Genomic DNA, 17,830 nt, shown 5'->3' on the forward strand with positions numbered 1-17,830 from the left:
GTCCGAACGGCTGAAGATCGGGACGGGGCCGTGCGAACCACCTCGTCGACAGGACAGGACCGGAGTTCCACGTCAGTTCCCGGGAACTACGACCGTCTTCAGCCCCACCCCTTCCTCCGCGGCGACAAGAGCTTCCCGGAAGTCGGCGAGAGCCACCTGTCTGGTCACCAGCGGAGCGAGCGTTACCAACCTCCGTTCGATCAGCGTGATCGCATGGTTCCAAGACGGCGGGGTGGAGGCGAAGCCACTGCTGATGGTCAGCTCCTTGTAGAGCACCTGGTCGAACGGGAGGGTCACGTCGCGTCCGAAGATCCCGATCTGCACGTACTTGGCGCCTCGGCGGGCGGCACGGAAGGCGGCTGCCGCGCCCGGGGCGCTCCCCGAGCATTCGAGGACCACGTCGAAGGAGCTCTCCTCCGCTGTTCCGACGGTGGTGTTGATGCCGAGGCTCTCGGCAACGGCGAGCCGTTCCGCGTCTTTCGGCAGACCAGCGAGGGTCACCGCACCGCCCTGCGCCTTCGCCACCTGGGCGGCGAGCTGCCCCATTGCGCCCGGCCCGGTGACGAAGACCTTGTCCCCGGCACTGACCACCGGCGGCTCCATCAGGCACTGCGCAATGCAGGCCAACGGCTCTGAGAGAACCCCGTCGTACTCGCCCAGCCACTCCGGCAGGGCGTGCAGGTTGATGACCGGCATCACCACGTAATCGGCGAATCCGCCGTTCTCGAACGAGCCGAGCGACCGGCGGTACGGGCACAGGTTGCGGCGGCCGGCTCGGCACATGTGGCAGCGTTCACAGGTGGAGAAGTAGGTCTCGCAGGCTACACGCTGCCCGACCCAGCTCCCGTCCTCCACAGCGCCGACCTCGACAACCCGGCCGAGGATCTCGTGGCCCATGACCACGGGCGCCTCGTAACCGTACTCGTCGTGCGCGACGTGCACGTCGGTGCCGCAAATTCCGGTAGCGATGATCTGTACGCGTGCGAAACCGGTCGGTGCCTGCGGGACGGGCACCGTTGTCACGATGACGTTGTCGGGCCCGGGGCCCTTCTTCACGACCGCCTGCATGGTTTCAGCTGTGACCGGCAGTGTGGTTGTCACGGTGTCCTCTCCTTCGAGCGGGGGTTGGATATCAGTTCCGCGGGAAGCCGAGGTTGATGCCGCCACTCGGCCTGGATGCAGCGAACCTTCACGAGGAGGGGGCCACCGGACTGCGCCGGGCCCGCCCGCCGACTCAACCACACCGCTACCTGCCGTCCGCCGCAGGCGCCCCGAAGGGGCGGATGTCGGCCATGGGCACGCCAACCGACGCTGCCGACACGGCGGACCCGCATTCCGCATGCGGTCGCGCCGGCTGATTTCCAACAGGCGCCACGTCGGCCGGGCAGTGAACTTAGGAGCGGGCAAGGCCGACGCATTTGGACGGGGACGCCGGCGATCGGTGCTGGCGCAGACTGGAGACCACGATCGCGGCACGTCCTGTTGGCGTCGCCCTGCCGCCGCTACCCTCACCGCATGCGCTGGCGGCCGGCGGTGTGCGCGGTGGCGAGAACGGCACTCATGGCGGGTCGTTCGGTGGTCGACAACGGGCTGGCGGTACGGACGGGATCGAGGACGTGCGCCGCACTCCCTCACAGCCCGGACGGAGCGACAGTTCGCCGCGATCGATCGAGGAGAGAGACCAGATGCTGGGGCAGATGTCGGACCACCCGCTGACACTCGTCCACGCGTTCAACCGCGCCGAGCGGCTGTTCGCCGAGAAGACGATCACGACGCTGACAGCGACCGGGCGGGAGCGGCAGACCTACGGCGAGTGGGCGCGACGGACGCGCCGGCTCGGCGGGGCGCTCGACGCGCTCGGCCTCGCGCCCGGCGCGCGCGTCGGCACGTTCGCGTGGAACAGCGCGCGCCACCTGGAGCTGTACTTCGCGGTCCCGTGCAGCGGGCGCGTGCTGCACACACTGAACATCCGCCTGTTCCCCGAGCAGGTGACCTACGTCGTCAACCACGCCGAGGACGAGGTCGTATTCGTCGACCGCTCGCTGGCCGCGACGCTGCTGCCGCTGATCGCGGACGCCCCGTCGGTGCGCCACGTGGTCGTGATGGACGACGGCGCCGGCGAGGTGCCGGCCGACGATCGCATCGTCGACTACGAGGCGCTGATCGGCGCGTCCCCGGCCATCGACTTCCACATCGACGACGAGAACCAGGCCGCGGCCATGTGCTACACGAGTGGGACGACCGGCCACCCCAAGGGAGTCGTCTACTCCCACCGCTCGACGGTGCTGCACTCGCTCGGCGTGATGCTGGCCGACACGCTCGGCGTCAGCGAGCGGGACACGATCCTGCCGATCGTCCCGATGTTCCACGCCAACGCCTGGGGCCTGCCGTACGCGGCCGCGATGGCCGGCAGCGCGCTCGCGTTCCCCGGGCCGCAGATGAGCCCGGCGGCGATCGCCGAGCTGATCGAGCGCGAGCGCGTCACCTTGGCCGCCGGCGTGCCGACGATCTGGGCGGGCGCGCTCGACGAGCTGCACGGCCGCGACCTCTCCGCGCTGCGGGCCGTCGTCTGCGGTGGGTCGGCCGTACCGCAGGCGCTGTCGGAGGCCTACGAGCGGCGGCTCGGCCTGCCGATCCTGCAGGCGTGGGGCATGACCGAGACGAGCCCCGTCGCCTCCGTGTGCACGATCAAGAGCACGCTTGCCGACCTGCCCGCGGACGAGCTGGGGCGCCTGCGGGCGAGCCAGGGCATGCCCATGCCGCTGGTGGAGGCGCGCATCGTCGAACCGGGGACGACGCACGAGGTGGCGTGGAACGGCAGCGACCACGGCGAGCTGGAGGTCGTCGGGCCGTGGATCGCGGCCTCCTACTACGGTGCCGAGAGCGACCATGGAACCTCGTTCACCGGGGACGGCTGGCTGCGGACCGGCGACGTCGCCACGATCTCCCCCGACGGATACATCCGGCTCGTCGACCGCACCAAGGACCTCGTGAAGTCCGGCGGCGAGTGGATCTCCTCCGTCGAGCTGGAGAACGCGATCATGGCCCACCCCGCGGTGCTGGAGGCGGCGGTGATCGCGGTGCCCGACGAGTGGTGGGGCGAGCGCCCACTGGCCTGCGTGGTCCGCGCGGACGAGCACGCGCTGACCGCGGACGACCTCCGCGCGTTCCTGTCGTCGCGCGTCGCACACTGGTGGATCCCCGAGCGGGTCGAGTTCATCGACGAGGTCCCCAAGACCTCGGTCGGGAAGTTCTCCAAGAAGACGCTGCGGGAGCGGTTCGGGGCGGGCTGAAGCCCGCGGCGCTCGCCGTCGGCGAGCAGCTCGGCCTGGTGGAAGTCGTCGACGGTGGCCATCCATCGCTGCCGTTGTCGCCGGCCGCCCGGTGTTCATCTACAACGCCGGGACGGACATGACGTGCCTCCGCGTCGCGTTCGACGCCCACGAAACCGCCACCAGGGACACGTACCCGAAGCTCGATACCCCGCCGGGAGAGCTACCGGCCTACGTGCGGCGGCGGAGGCGGGGATAGGGCCTACTACATCCGTTTTCGTCCCGGCCTCATGTGGGAAGGGAAGTGCGCATGAGATTGTCGATGCGAGCCAAAGTGATCGCCCTGGTCGTGCTGGCCGTTCTCGGCGCCGGGGCTGTCGTGGCGTTCCGGACGGTGGGGTCCAGCGAGGACCAGTGCGACAAGCCGCTCAGCGAGCGCGTGGGCGGATGGGCCTGCTACGAACCTGACCCGGACCACGAGTTCGGCGTGTCGCGGTAGCCCAGGACGGCGCAGCAGGTAGGCGTGTGGCGGCCATCTGTGGGGCGCCGTCGCCAAGTTGCAGGATCCGTCCCCGCTTCGCCAGCAGCGCGGCGATCGAGCGCGGGTCGGCCGGGCCACGCCGACATCTAGGACCGTGGTCAACCGGGTCATCACGATCGCCGAGTCCTGGGTCGCGAACTTGGCCCAGTCGACGGCTCGCGCGACAGCGGTTCTCGGCCGGACAATTCACCCTTCCGTCAGAGCAGAGACATGCGAGGGTTGCGGAAGGTGTTTGATCACGGACGGTGCCCGCGAACAGGCTTCGCGTGAGTAGCCTGGCAGAAAGCGCGTAGCGCGGATGTTCCCAGACCACCTCATACGGCGGGGACGTTGGGAATGACCTGCCGGTGCGCAGGAGGCCTCAATGGCCACTCGCTTGTTTCGTGATCGAAGAGACGCCGGACGTTTCCTGGCTGGCAGCCTCCAGCACTATCGGGACCGTCCGAATGTGGTTGTGCTCGGCCTGCCGCGCGGTGGTGTGCCGGTGGCGTACGAGATCGCTTCGGCTCTGGGGGCGCCGCTCGACGTCTTCGTGGTCCGCAAGCTCGGAGTGCCAGGCCAGGAGGAAGTGGCCCTGGGCGCGATCGCGAGCGGAGGCGCCGTGGTGCTCAATGACGACGTAGTTCGCGGGCTTGACGTCCCTCCGGAAACCATCCGGCAGGTGGCTGAGCGGGAAGGCCGTGAACTGTTACGGCGGGAGCAGGCATACCGTGCCGCTCGTCCGATGCAGGACCTCGCGGGCAAGATCGTCATCCTCGTCGATGACGGGCTCGCGACCGGTGTGAGCATGCGGGCCGCGATCCGCGCGTTGCGTGGCCTCCACCCCGAAAGGATCGTGGTCGCCGTACCGGCCGCGCCTTCGTCCACCTGCCAGGAGCTTGCCGACCTCGCCGATGAGGTCGTCTGTGCGACGACGCCGACACCTTTCTTCGCGGTCGGGCAGTCCTATTGGGACTTCACCCAGACGACTGATGAGGAGGTGCGTGACCTCCTGCGCGCCGCTTCGACGTCGCACCCGACCCAGTCGGAAGCGATCTCGTTGACAGAGGCTGGGGTCATCAGGGTGGAGGCCGTACCCGTGGAGGATGGTGTGCCGGACGGCGACGCATGGTTCGACCTCGTAGGTGACGCCCATACCGTGTTGATCGGAGAGGCGTCGCACGGCACGCACGAGTTCTACGAGGCGCGGGCGAGGTTGACGCGGTGGTTGATCGAGGAGAAGGGATTCTGCGCCGTCGCGGCGGAGGCAGACTGGCCGGATGCCTATCGGGTGAACCGTTACGTCCGTGGACGGAGCGAGGACACGACCGCCGAGGAGTCACTGCGTGGGTTCGAGCGGTTCCCGACCTGGATGTGGAGAAATACGGTTGTGCTCGACTTCGTAGGGTGGCTCAGGGAGCACAACGACCGCCTGGGTGGTGACGAGCGGGCCAAGGCGGGCTTCTACGGCTTGGACATCTATTCCCTCTATCGCTCGATGCAAGAGGTCATCGCCTACCTCGAGAGCGTGACTCGCGTCCAGCACGAGTTCCGCTTCAGAGCGGACGGAGGTACAGAACTGCTGGTTCAGAGAGTCCTGCAGGCGCTGAGGGATCACATCACCGAAGGCGAGTGGGACGACGTGAAGTCGAGCGTCCCACGCGACCTCGCTTCTGTGCTTCCGTAACTATTTACTGTCGGGCTCTCAGGACCTGCCTCGACCGAGTCTTCCGCCGGTTCAGTGCCCGGTCCTTCGCACTCGTGGGCGGCGTCGGCCATCATGTTCGTGAGCCGGAATCCTTGTCTCGACAGCGAGCGCGGCACCTTCGTCCAAGCCGTGCCCGATGCCGAAGTGCCGAGCCGGTAAGGCCCAGGCCGAGGGTCCATGCCTTGCGCACCCGCGCCGACGAGCTCGACAGACGCTTGACTGCGGACGCTGTCGTCCTCAACGAGACCCTGCCCAAGGCCGCGAAGGAGGCCGCCAGGATCACGGTGCACTTCACCACCAAGGACAGCCGCCAGGTCGAGGACTGGACCGAATCCTTCGTCGACCACGACCCCCCAGTGCACAAGGGCGACACGATCCGCGTGGTCTACGACCCCGACGACCCGTCCAACTTCCAGGACGCACGATGGGGCAACGACTACACCGGTCCGGTCGTCTTCGGTGCCGGCGCCATCGGCCTGGCAGGCTACAGCCTGTGGGAACTTCGCCCGTCCCGCACGGCGCGACACCGATCCAAGCGGCGACCATCTCACCCGACGCTTACTCGACTGCGTGACTGACCGACCGGCCCCATCGGTTTCGTACCCCCCCGGGGGTCAGCGCCGGGTCGTGCCGGTTGCGTCAGCTCATGTCGGCTGCGTCGGAGTGGCGGCCCCGGTACCTACGGGCCCCCGGCGCAGGTGTGCACGTCCAGTAGCCATGCCTCCGCAGGTGCTACCAGGCAGCCTGACCGGCCCGTACGGTCATATAGCGCGAAACTGGTGCATTACAGTACGGTCTGCTCCGGCCGCTGACGGTTCGCTCGAACCTGCCGGCTTTGCCGAGCCCGGCACATGCTTCGGCAACGTTTGCCACCTCTGCTTGATGCGGGAGTGGCACTGAAGACGAGGACACAACTTGAGATCGCGTCGGGTGTGGCGGGGATCCGCCTGGATGGCGGGGACAGGCCTGACGGGGGTGCTGGTACTGGTGGGGGCACTGGTACTGGCGGGACATGGTGGTTGGCAGCCTCGGCTGCTCGGTCGGACACCGCAACTGGTCGAGACGTCACACGCGCCGATCGCGACCCATGTGCGATCCGTGGCGTTGACGTCATCGGCCCGCGGAACAGCGGTGGTGCCGCGGCGACGTACCGAACCGTTCAGCATGCTCGGCGTCACCTGGGCGGATCAGAACGCAGCAGTACGCGGCGCCATCCAGGTGCGCACCCGTGGCATCTCGACCGGAGCCTGGTCGACCTGGCAGACGTTGGACGACGCCGACGCCGACGCCCGCACCGGCGATGTCGGTCGCCGAGTGCGCGGCGGCACCGACCCGATCTGGGTCGGACCCTCCGACGGTGTGCAGGTGCGGGCGGTTCCGAACTCAGCCGCCACCAGGGGCCGGCGGGCGACAGCGCGGCTGCCGCACGGGCTACGACTGGACATGGTCGGCCCCAGCACCCGTCACAACCCCGGAGTGAAGCCGGCCGCGTACGTGCTGGCCGATCCCGCCCCGACAGATTCGCCCACTCCATCCGACACCCCGACACCAAGCACCAGCACCTCGCCCAGCCCCCACCCGACCAGCACACCGACCCCAACCAGCACACCGGCACCAGAGCCCACCCCCATACTGTCCCCGACACCCACCCCTACCAGCGAGCCGACCAACACCCCAACCAGCACACCCACCCCAACCAGCACACCGACCCCGACTGCCTCACCGACCCCGACACCAACGCCGACCGTCCCGCCGGCGCCGCCGTCGACGGTGCCGCAGCCGCCGATCACCAGCCGAGCCGGTTGGAACGCCGACGAGACCCTCAGCCCGGACGATCCGATCTACCTGCCCGGCGAGGTCAACGCTGTCGTGGTGCACCACACCGCCGGCACCAACAGCTACACCTGTTCACAATCGGCAGCGATCGTCCGCGACATCTACAGCTACGACGTCGAAGGCCGCGGCTACCGCGACATCGGCTACAACTTCCTCGTCGACAAGTGCGGGACCATCTTCGAGGGGCGCAAGGGCGGAGTGAACCGGCCGGTCTACGGCGCGCACGCCCGTGGCTGGAACAGCCAGACCACCGGCATCGCCACCCTCGGCAACTTCAACGACGTCGCACCCACCACCTCGATGTCGACCTCGATCGCCCGGCTCGCGGCGTGGAAACTGGGCCAGTACGGCGCCGACCCCGCCGGCACCACCACGATGGTCGCCGGCGACGTGAACCTGCACAGCTACTACAGCCGCTACTTCACCAACGGCAGCAGCTACAGCTTCCCCCGCATCGTCGGCCACCGCGACGTGAACAACACCGAATGCCCCGGCAGCAACCTCTACGCCAAACTGCCCACCATCCGCAGCTGGGCATCCGGCCCCGTCCAAGGCCTCAAGGTCACCTCGATCAGCGGCACCGCCACGTCAGGAACGACCTACTACACCAAGGGCGCCCTCACCGCCCACTGGACCACCACCACCCCCGCCAGCCTGATCAAACGCTACGACGTGCTCGTCGACGGCGCGGTCAAGGCCACCGCCGCCGGTAGCGCCACCTCCGCCTCCACCACCATGTCGGCCGGAAGCCACCAACTGCAGGTGCGGGCCGTCCACCAGTCCAACAAGACGTCGACGACCACCGCCGTGACGGTCGTCGGTGACACCACCACGCCGACGTTCACCACCAAGCCAGCCCTGTCGCTGCGTACCGGCACCGTCAACACCACCGCCGTCCCCGTCAAACTTGCCTGGAAAGCCACCGACAACACCGTGCTCAAGAACGTCCAACTCACCGCCCCCAGCACCGCCACCTTCGCGCCGACCGCCACCAGCTGGAACTTCACCGCCAAGTCCGGGGGCGCCACCACTTGGACGATGAAGGCGAACGACTACGCCGGCAACACCACCACCGCCTCCGTCACCCGCACACCGGTGATCCTGCAGCAGACCGCCGCAACCAGGACAGGAACGTGGACCACCAAGACGTCCACCAACTACCTCGGCGGCACCTCCTACACCAGTTCCACCAAGGGTTCCAGCCTCACTTGGACCTTCACCGGCCGATCCGCCGCCTGGATCGTCTCCCGTGCCACCAGCTCCGGGCAGGCATACGTCTACATCGACGGCGTCAAGGCCGCAACAGTCGACCTCTACTCCGCCACCACCAAATACCGCGACGCGATCTGGACCAAGACCTGGACCACAAGCGCCACCCACAAGATCACGATCGTTGTCGCCGGCACCAGCGGCCGACCCGCCATCACCACCGACGGACTCGCCTACCTCAAGTGAGGAAGGCGTCCCGTCAGTAGCGAAGAGGTTGGCCGGCCCGCCGACCGATCGCAGTAGGTGTGTGCCTTCGCCGGTCCACCGCGGCGTGCCGCAGAATTCGCACAATCCGCAGAACCCCGGCCAGCGGATGTCTGCGCAGGTCAGCGGGCCCTGAATTCTCGGGGCGACGCAGCCGCAGACTGTTGCACTAATCGCCGCACAATTGCCAGACATCCACCAAGGTCCGCTGTCCCCGCGATCCAGGGCAGCGCGCGAGAGACCACCTCCGCCGCCGAGCTCACCGGGCTGCCGTGACACCCAATGAGCATGACCCAAAGCGTCTCAGAACTACGTTTACGCAGGTCAGAGCGGCTAAGAGGCATGTCAGGGCGGAGGGCATGGGATTCGAACCCATGACCGAGAGGGGTCCCTCGGTAGCGGTTTTCAAGCAATCTCCAACGTCCCGTGCGACCTGCACGTTCACCGCGCCGGCCAACACTTCGCCGCGTATCCGCCGCGCCAAGATCCAACCAGCCGCAACTCGCCGGACACCACCGGACTGGCGCTGACCACTCCTGGCGACCCACCCAGACCGCTACCGCCGCGCCGAGGGCGTACATACCCCTCCGGCGCCGGCCCTCGCCGGCTCCGACGTCCGGACCGACGGCGCCAGCCGTCGGCACCGACACGCCGCCGTCAGGACCGGCATGAAGTGTCAGGTAGTGCAGACTTGTGTGATGAGCCAAGGTCTCCCCGAGCCGACACCCGAAGCCTCCGCCGAGGTCGTCACCATCACCGACGCGCGGACCCGATTCGGCAGCCTCGTACGCCGCGCCGCGCACACCCGCCAGCGGGTCATCATCACCGACCACGGCCAGGCCGCGGCCGCGATCATCAGCGCCGCCGAGCTCGAAGACCTCGAAGACCGGCTCGCGATCGCCCAGTACGAGCTCGAGAAGGCCAACGGCACGCTGCGGACCGTCCCGCACGAGGAGGCCAAGCGCAGGCTCGGACTCACCGAGTGACCTACACCCTCGACTGGCGCGAGAACGTCCTCAACAGCCTCGCCGGATACCTCGACGACGACCCGACGGGCGTGCGTGACGTCTTCACAGTGCTCGACGAGCTCACCGCCAACCCCTACCCGCCATACGCCACCAAGATTGGCCCGGCGTTCCGCATGCGGATCGGCCGCTACCGCATCGTCTACGAGATCGAAGACCACACTGTCACCGTGCTCGTAATCCACATCGGCCGCACCACCTGACCAAGCGGGCGTCCACCGGACCGGCCGGACCGCAGACCAGCAGCCGACCGAGTGGCGGATGGACCGGCTGATCTGCGGCCAACTCCTATCACGGGCACGCCGCGCTGCGACGAACTGACGTGCAGACGGAAGTCTCCGTGGCCTAGCAAGCGAAGCTTAGAGCCTCACACTACCGGGTACGTATGGTCGCAGAATCCCCCTAGCCCCATGGCTTCCGCCATCGCAGCATTCCCGCGTCTTCAGGGTGCAGGTATTCGAACTCGGCTTGAGCAGACTCCATGGCTTGGACGAATTCTCGTCTTTCCCGCTTATCCTTGAACCAACCCTTACGCGCTTCGAACGCGGCAGAACTCTCGCCTACTAGCTCCTCGGCGACATCCCATAAAAGGTTCAGCCAGTGCCACACTAGAGGGTTGAGGAGATCACTTTCCTCGAGACCTGCGGGGATAGCTCCCTCCAGGTACTCCCGCCCGTCCGCCCAAGAACCACGGAAGCCTCCGAAAGAATCCACGAACACCGCCCCACAAGTACATTCTGTCGGATATTTCCAAGTTATATTGTCAGGCTCTTCCAAATACCACTCATAGCTCTCGTCATCTTTCGTTGGCACAAACACCTTCGGCCATCCATCAGGCATGTCGGGCGCCGTGTATTTCCCATCCCACTCTTCATTACGCTGACCACCGTTCAAACCATCCGGTGGCATAGTGGGCCGGCGGCCCACTACCGGAAGCCGGTCCATTTCCAACTGGAGCCCGACGGCGTCTACTCCCGCCAACATATCCTGGTAAGCCCATTTTAGTTCCCGCGGGGCACAGTCGACTCGTGCATCGATATCCGCTCGCCACCAGCAACGTATGGGGATCCCGAAAATCTCTGAATGGACTAACAGCCGTTCGCTAAGTTTGTCCATCGTGCCGCGATTTAGCGCCGCAGTCCCCGCGACCGAGGTTAGGAGATAGTATTCCGTAGCGCCAAGTTCGACTAGTCGTCGAATATTGTCTGCTTCGCGACGTACGGTAGCGTCAAGCCAAGCTACCGGATTCCTCAGCGGCTTACTTGTCCACTTTACCTGATAGACAACCATGCCGCGAGCCTCATTCGGCCGAATGATATCCCGCCCGCCGTCGCTCTGTCCTACTGGATAGCAGACTGCGTGCGGGAAGCAGTGGGCAAGCAGCGCAGCGCAAAGTTGTTGGAAACGTTGCTCACCGAGACGCTCGTACAGATACCTTGATACCACAAAACCCCCTCCATTCGTGACAGCCCACCGAGGCGGGTAATCAAGAGAGTATCCCTGTCGAACCTGTCCACTTAAGAGGCTCAACGGTTGGCCAGCTGATTGCTATCAATGCTGCGGGGACCTCTATGACCCGCATGGTTACGCGGATTTGCAGAGGGTCGCCAAGCCGACTGTGATCTAGTTTAGTGGGCCGCTGCGATTGAGCGCCTCCGGCCATGGTCAAGTCCATCTCATGGCTAGGGCAGCTTCACAGTCGGCCTGTCCGTGCTTGCGCGCAACGTCGCCGCAACGGTGCTCGACGGAGGGTCTGGTCGGTCTCCCGGGCGGTCTCGTTCCTTCCGCTCAATGGCTTCATCGTCGTCGTCACATGCTCAAGGATGGTACAGAACCGACTCCCGCGGATATGATCTTGCAAGGAGAGCGCAGTAGAAGCCCTGGCAACCTCAGCGTTGCGGCGTTGGCCCAGCTATGCACGGGGTAGCTGGCGCTTCGAGCACCGAGGTACTCCTTGGACTTCTAGACACCTGGCTGCACCCGGGGGAAGCCATGGGACTCGGCTACCGGTCGTTGCTGACATTCGATGGATACGACCAAGACTTCTTCAGACTGGTCGATCAGCAGATTCATAGTTGGCTGAGCTGGAAACGTTACGACGCAGACCTTGTACAAGATGGGGTTGTAGAGCTTGCGCCTGGAGCCGAGGCAACCCGCCTCGACAAGACACAGCCGGACGGCTCGAGGACTCGAAGGTTCAAGCTGGTCGAGCACAAGAGTCACGAGGGTACGTGGACGGTCCAGGTCACAACGCACCTACGTCCCGGTCGCCCGCCATGGGTCCTCACAGATGTTCTTGCTCCCGACGTCCCGGCCGACACACGCGACAGGCCAGACCGCCGTTGGACGGCAGCGCCCACGTTCATGCGCCTGCTTCTGAGCGCTGCCGATGGACACGATGGACTTGCCATGGCTCGTGACGAGCCAATCGTCCTGCATGCCGACGAGACCGATCAGGTCATCGACACCATCTGCGACCCAGACCGACGCGGCCTCGTTTTGGTCGCCGGCAGTCGCGAGGACATAACTCTCGACCAGTGGAAGACCATCGTGAGCGACTGGGTCCGGGAGATGGTGGGTCTCGCCGGCGCGTACGTCCTCGACCAAGGTGCGGCGCAGGCCCTCAATGACAGTCTCGGCAACTACCACGCGGTGCCGAGCGGTGCCCTCAGGACGTACCTCCCAGAGGCCGACCCGGCGAGCGAACCGGACTCCCGCCGCCATCGGATCATGACTACTCGCACTCTTACAGAACGCAGTCCAAGCTACGTTCGCCGAGTGCTGGGCGCTGCCGCACGGACGCACGTCGTGGACCTACCTTTGCCGGCCCACGTAAGGCGTATCGATCAGCTCGCTGATCGTTGGGAAACAGAGCACCTCCTCACGGTACGCACAACCACCCTGAGGAAAACACTCGGCAGCGAGATCCCCGCACAAGAACAGCTTCCAATCGATAACCTACAATCGCCGCCCGCAGATTCGATCACTACGACAACCAGGAAACCCCAGCAACCGGCAAAACCCCTCCAGCGGCCAGAGGATCCCACCGAGAGCGACCTGTACGTCGCGGCCAGACAGGCGGTACAAGCCGTTTTCGGCGATGTCGAACCGGGAGAGGACACCCTGCTGGAGCTCGCCGAGGTCGCCCTGCAGGCGAGCGAACAAGCGGAAGCGCTCACGCGTGCCATGGCCAGAATTTCAGACCTCCGAAATCAGCTCCATAGTGCAAATCTCGACGTACAACTGATCCAGTCCGAGCTTGAGGACATCCAGATCGACCACACAATCGACATCGAGCGACTCAACTCCCTCCAAGGTCAGGTCATCTACCTGCAACGCGAACTCAGCCGGGCAGGACAGCCTGAGATCGCATGGGGCACGGTCCCTTCTGAAGAGCAAGCATCGTTGCCGGACTCCATGTCCAAGCTGCTTGAGCGCATGGGTGAACTGAGGCACGTGGAGTTCACCGGACCTGAGGACGCAGCACTCGATCTCGACGAGCACGATCCAATGGGCCGGATCGCACGAAAGTCGTGGTCCGCTCTGCTCGCACTCGACGACTACGCGGAAGCGCGCCTGACGGGCGACTTTACTGGCAACGTCCACATGTACTGCAAGGAGACACCCGCGGGGTACAGGGGGTGGTCGGCTGAAAGACACGCAGGAGATGAAGACGACACAACCAAACGGCACCCGCGATACCGAACGCCACGGACACTACCGGTACCGGATACCGTCGACCCCACCGGCCAGATCTTCATGGGCGCCCATTTCAAGATCGCTACAATTAGAATGATTACGCCCCGTATCCACTACCACGACGACATCGCCGAAAGCGGCAAAATCTACGTCGGCTACATCGGCAAACACCTCCCGAATGCACAGACGAACTAGCCGCTCCCAGGTTCATATGGGATCACAAAGGTCAGCTCTCACGGACCTGCTGGCAAAGTCAGGTGCCAGGCGGTGGTGAGCTCAGTTTCTGGTGCGAGGTCGGGTGAGCCTCAAAGATGTACTCGGTCGCCCATGATACGGACGGTCGAGCGTAGGTAGGCGGGCGCGATCACACTGCGGGAGGCAACGGCGAGAGGGAGGCCTGGCGGTCCAAGGCCAGCCGATTCCCTGCCTGGGCGGGTCCGGTCGCAGCGTCCGGTGCTAAGTGGCGGTGGTAGGGCCTACTACATCCATTTTCGTCCCGGCGTCACGTGGGAAGGGGAGCGCGCATGAGATTGTCGATGCGAGCCAAAGTGATTGCCCTGGTCGTGCTGGTCGTCCTCGGGGCCGTCGTGGCGTTCCGGACCGTGGGGTCCAGCGAGGACCAGTGCGACAAGCCGCTCAGCGAACGCGTGGGCGGGTGGGCCTGCTACACACCTGACCCGGACGGCGAGGTCGGCGTGTCGCGGTAGCCCAGAACGGTGCAGCGGATATCGACCGCCTCGCGTCCCCAGACGGACGGGAACACCGCGTACGGGGCGCTCGCCCGACAACGCGCAGAACTCACCAGTGAGCGTGCGAAGCGGACCGGCACCGGCAGCCTGCCGTACCCAACTCCTCAAGCAGGCCCAGACGGGTCGGCGGCGCGCAACTTCGCCACCGCTTCACGAACCAGCGAGACAGCACGGACTCAAGATCAAGGCGCACCGAGACTTGTCGGTTGGTCCTGCGAAGATTGACCAGTGACGTTCCGGACCGTTCACGCCGACTACGGGACGGTGTTCGCGCACCTGCCCGACCTGGGGTGTGGCCGCTCTTGGGAGGAGATCCACAAGGTTCGGCCGCGGGCACCACTTCGGTGCGACGAGTGTGGCCACCCGATGCACGCCAAGGTGTCACCCCTGGGCTTCCCGTTCTTCGCCCACGACCCGCAAGCGCCGAAGTGCAGCCTGACGGGCGAAACAATCGACCATCACCTGCTCAAACTGGAGTTGGCGAACGCCGTCAGGGCGGTCGGGTGGACGGCCGAGACCGAGGTGCCGGCAGCGGACCGGTCGTGGCGTGCCGACGTACTGGCCGCGTCACCGGACGGGTCACGGCGGGTCGCGCTGGAAGCCCAGCTATCGCCCATCACAGCCGCCGACATACTGGCCCGCACCGAACGGATGGCAGCACAAGAGGTCCCGTCCTGCTGGTTCAGTGACCGACTCCGGGTTCCGTGGCTCGGAAAGGTCCCATCAGTCCGGCTCACCCGACCCAAAGCCGACGACCGGCCATTGACGATCGCCTACGGGCTGATGCACTGGAACCGAGGGTGGGAACCACTCAACCGCGCAGTGTCCCTGACCGAGTTCTGTAGGTGGATGCTCACGGGTACGGTGATCGCGCACCGACGCCTGGACGGCCGGACGGTCTGGACCACGCCCCGCCACATCGAGTCTGAGCGCCAGGCAGCCGAGCAGTTGGACGCGGCCCAGGACTACCGGCGCCAAGTGGAGCGGGACCGCCTCCAACAGTTGGCGAAGGTGACGCGCGAACTACGCGAGGCTCGTGAGGCCCGAAAACGTACAGCGGAGAGACGCCCCCCCCCCCGATTCAGCCCACCCCGATGCCGGTACAACTCCAGGGGCCGATCACTTGCTCAGTCTGCGGCTGGCGTCTAGCACCTGAACTCGCAAGCTCCGGCAGGCACATCGGGTGTGAGCGGTCAGCCTAGGCCTTTGGCGCCGGACCTCTCTCATTCCGCACGCCGTGCTTGGCCACGAACCTCCCCACGGGGTGCCCAGCCTTCCGGGTTTGGGCTGGATCGACGGAGCGGCGCGTCGCCGTCACCGTCGACGGCGAGAACGTTATGGCGGACATGATCCGTGAGGTTTTGGCCAAAGCGATCGCGGCAAAGCATCGGATCCGCCACCAGGAGGCGCACCAGCGGCGGAATGGTACTCGTGGCCCTCGAGAGGGAGCATCACATCGGCGCGCGGCATAACAGCGCGACTCTTCGCCAGCTAGTAGCCGGCGTGCTAACACGGGGCTACTGCTCAGACCTGACTCGGTGGCGCAGGACCGTCCAACGACGTGACTGGCCTCCCCACGCCTCGCCTCGGCGTCTCACCCGTCGACTGTCGGTGCTCCATTGCATACTCCCGCTCATGACACGTCAACAGTTTGATTATGACGCGCCCCTCACGCAAGAGGAGCGATCGACCGGCCACCGTTGGGTCATACCGGTGAGACTTCGAGTGAGTGAGAGATCGGCAATGAGGACCGCGCAAGGTCACTGCCTCTATCTAGACGGCGAGCACACGTTGACCGCATGCGACACACCTTCCTGCTCAGAGTGTCGCGTATCCCGCTTGAGTCGAAATGACAACCGCCCGTGCACACCTCTGATAGGTGGAGATACCGGCCGCCGAAAACCACGGACGGAAATTCAGGCTCCGCGGGAGTCAGTAAGCCGCTTCGGCTCGGTGGCACGGTTGGGGTTAGAGGATCGCAAAGCTACCCCTGCCGCTTTGAATGGCGCTGCGCCTCTTATTGTGAATCCATTAGCCGTCCCGGTACAAGCTGGCGGGCCGCACAGGTGGCTACTTGACGCCTATGTTCGACCTGCGACAGCGACGGACCTTGAGCAAGCGTCAACTGGTCGACGTCTCAACTTTTCTGATGGGGCCAAGCTAGATTGCGGAGAAGCCTCGTGCACGCGCTGCGGCTGCCTCCCCGAAACAGACCTTCCGAAGTGCCTCCCGCCACTGGAGGACCACAGACGAAAGCGCAGAGTAGAGATGTTCAGGACACTTTTTGCCGATGTGGCAAAAACGCGTTGTTATCACCCCAGGCCAAGTCGCGCCTCACTGAAGCGATGCATGGAGGCGTCGAATGGGAACGAGATCTTGTAGCAAGATATAGCTAATCACATGAAGTTGAAGTAGCGATGCATCAACGGGCTGGGCGCACACTGTCACAGCGTCCTCTTGATCTGAACGGTGACAGCGGAATCGCTGGTTGGCGTGACGGCCGCTGCAGTCCGCCGCTCACCCTAGCTTAACCAGTCGCCAACGAGGCGGAACAGTTGGCAACCGTCCGGATCCGCATTTTGCGATAGCCCCGCCGCCGAGTCTGGGACGCACTCGCTGGCCGTAAAGGGCAGCATCGATCTATAGTGCCATTTGGAATGGTGGCTGGTTGCGGTTAGAGGCTGTGACGACGAAGGTTGCACCGATCGGCGCCGCACAGCAGACGGGCTGCTGGTTCCCAGAATCAGTCAACAGCCGAGTGCACCAGCCTCAACCTTCTCGGCGCAGCAAGGATTTGTTACAGCTGTCTCGACGCCGAGCGGATGGGATGCGCGACAGCGCCCACATCTTCTCACAGGAACTAATTTCGGCGGCACGGGGTCAGGGCGGAATACATATCCTCATCACGGTCATCTTCATCCAGCGCGAACTTCAGTGCGGCCACCTGTCCCCGACCTCGTAAGGAAATAAACTCAGTCAATCCGGAGAGCACTGCCTCCTCAAAGTTCGATTTAGCTATACTGGCACAATGCTAACCGCCGCCATCGCCGCACTTGCCAGTCTTCTTGGGGTATTGCTCGGGGCCTATCTTCCGCGCCGATTCGATCAAACATACACCGCGCGTGCGAGATACGATGCCGCGGTAACCGCTGCAGCGAAGTTGCAGGCCGCGCGCAACGGAGTTGGCTTGAATATTCCACAACGCTTCACTGCGGCTAGCTCCATCGAGGAGCACGAAACTATCGTTCAAGAGCTTTCAACCGATGCGGTGAAGCGATTCCTGCAAGCGGCGTCAGATGCACGAGCCTCACTTGCGGAACTCTATCCTTATTCCCCGGACCTAAAAATATACTGGGACAAGTTTGAGATCTCGCCTGATGAGTTAGATAATTTAATCGCAACACTTACGGATCGCCGAAAACGGCCTCTTCGACGGCATAGGATCCGCCCCACAAGGACTATGCCTTCCTAGACTGGGCGGCCGTGAACTAATATTTAGCGAGTCTCACACCCTCAGCCAGATCCGATCCTAGGAGCCGCCCGGCGCG

Annotated in this window: 12 protein-coding genes; 10 read left to right on the plus strand and 2 right to left on the minus strand. The window is 65.0% G+C overall.

The window, feature by feature from the left end:
* Positions 1-72: 72 nt before the first annotated feature.
* Positions 73-1,101 (minus strand): alcohol dehydrogenase catalytic domain-containing protein, encoded by a 1,029-nt coding sequence (locus ABZV93_RS04380; RefSeq protein WP_354930197.1) that lies wholly within the window; start codon positions 1,099-1,101, stop codon positions 73-75.
* A 584-nt stretch (positions 1,102-1,685) separates the two neighbouring features.
* Between ABZV93_RS04380 and ABZV93_RS04385 the strand changes: the two genes are divergently transcribed.
* The 7 genes from ABZV93_RS04385 to ABZV93_RS04415 all read left to right on the plus strand — a co-directional run bounded on the left by ABZV93_RS04385 (position 1,686) and on the right by ABZV93_RS04415 (position 10,037).
* Positions 1,686-3,293, plus strand: a complete 1,608-nt coding sequence (locus tag ABZV93_RS04385; protein WP_354930200.1) for a long-chain fatty acid--CoA ligase — start codon at positions 1,686-1,688, stop codon at positions 3,291-3,293.
* A 301-nt stretch (positions 3,294-3,594) separates the two neighbouring features.
* Complete coding sequence (locus tag ABZV93_RS04390; RefSeq protein ID WP_354930202.1) at positions 3,595-3,771, plus strand: hypothetical protein; 177 nt, start codon at positions 3,595-3,597, stop codon at positions 3,769-3,771.
* A gap of 526 nt (positions 3,772-4,297) precedes the next feature.
* Complete coding sequence (locus tag ABZV93_RS04395; protein WP_354930205.1) at positions 4,298-5,479, plus strand: erythromycin esterase family protein; 1,182 nt, start codon at positions 4,298-4,300, stop codon at positions 5,477-5,479.
* 236 nt (positions 5,480-5,715) lie between these two features.
* Entirely contained in the window at positions 5,716-6,078 is a 363-nt protein-coding gene (locus tag ABZV93_RS04400) for a DUF3592 domain-containing protein (protein WP_354930208.1), read from the plus strand.
* A gap of 1,192 nt (positions 6,079-7,270) precedes the next feature.
* A complete protein-coding gene (locus ABZV93_RS04405) occupies positions 7,271-8,791 on the plus strand; it encodes a peptidoglycan recognition protein (RefSeq protein ID WP_354930211.1) in 1,521 nt (506 codons plus the stop codon).
* Between the two features lie 716 nt (positions 8,792-9,507).
* Positions 9,508-9,795, plus strand: coding sequence for a type II toxin-antitoxin system prevent-host-death family antitoxin (locus tag ABZV93_RS04410; RefSeq protein ID WP_354930214.1), 288 nt, complete (start codon positions 9,508-9,510; stop codon positions 9,793-9,795).
* Positions 9,792-10,037: a type II toxin-antitoxin system RelE/ParE family toxin gene (locus tag ABZV93_RS04415; RefSeq protein ID WP_354930217.1), complete on the plus strand. Its 246-nt coding sequence runs from the start codon at positions 9,792-9,794 to the stop codon at positions 10,035-10,037. The genes ABZV93_RS04410 and ABZV93_RS04415 overlap by 4 nt, the downstream gene beginning before the upstream one ends.
* A gap of 199 nt (positions 10,038-10,236) precedes the next feature.
* On the opposite strand, the gene ABZV93_RS04420 is transcribed toward ABZV93_RS04415, so the two are convergent.
* Positions 10,237-11,124, minus strand: a complete 888-nt coding sequence (locus ABZV93_RS04420; protein ID WP_354930220.1) for a hypothetical protein — start codon at positions 11,122-11,124, stop codon at positions 10,237-10,239.
* 702 nt (positions 11,125-11,826) lie between these two features.
* Here ABZV93_RS04420 and ABZV93_RS04425 point away from each other — a divergent pair.
* From ABZV93_RS04425 to ABZV93_RS04435, 3 genes are all read left to right on the plus strand, one after another.
* On the plus strand, positions 11,827-13,728 hold the full coding sequence (locus ABZV93_RS04425) for a hypothetical protein (RefSeq protein WP_354930223.1): 1,902 nt from the start codon (positions 11,827-11,829) through the stop codon (positions 13,726-13,728).
* Positions 13,729-14,069: 341 nt separating this feature from the next.
* Positions 14,070-14,240 carry a hypothetical protein gene (locus ABZV93_RS04430; protein WP_354930226.1) on the plus strand — a complete coding sequence of 57 codons (171 nt, stop codon included), beginning with the start codon at positions 14,070-14,072 and terminating at the stop codon, positions 14,238-14,240.
* Between the two features lie 3,070 nt (positions 14,241-17,310).
* The gene (locus tag ABZV93_RS04435; RefSeq protein ID WP_354930229.1) at positions 17,311-17,754 is read left to right on the plus strand and encodes a hypothetical protein; all 444 of its coding nucleotides are present in this window, start codon (positions 17,311-17,313) and stop codon (positions 17,752-17,754) included.
* Positions 17,755-17,830: the final 76 nt, after the last annotated feature.

Source organism: Actinopolymorpha sp. NPDC004070, from assembly GCF_040610475.1.
Lineage (GTDB): Bacteria > Actinomycetota > Actinomycetes > Propionibacteriales > Actinopolymorphaceae > Actinopolymorpha.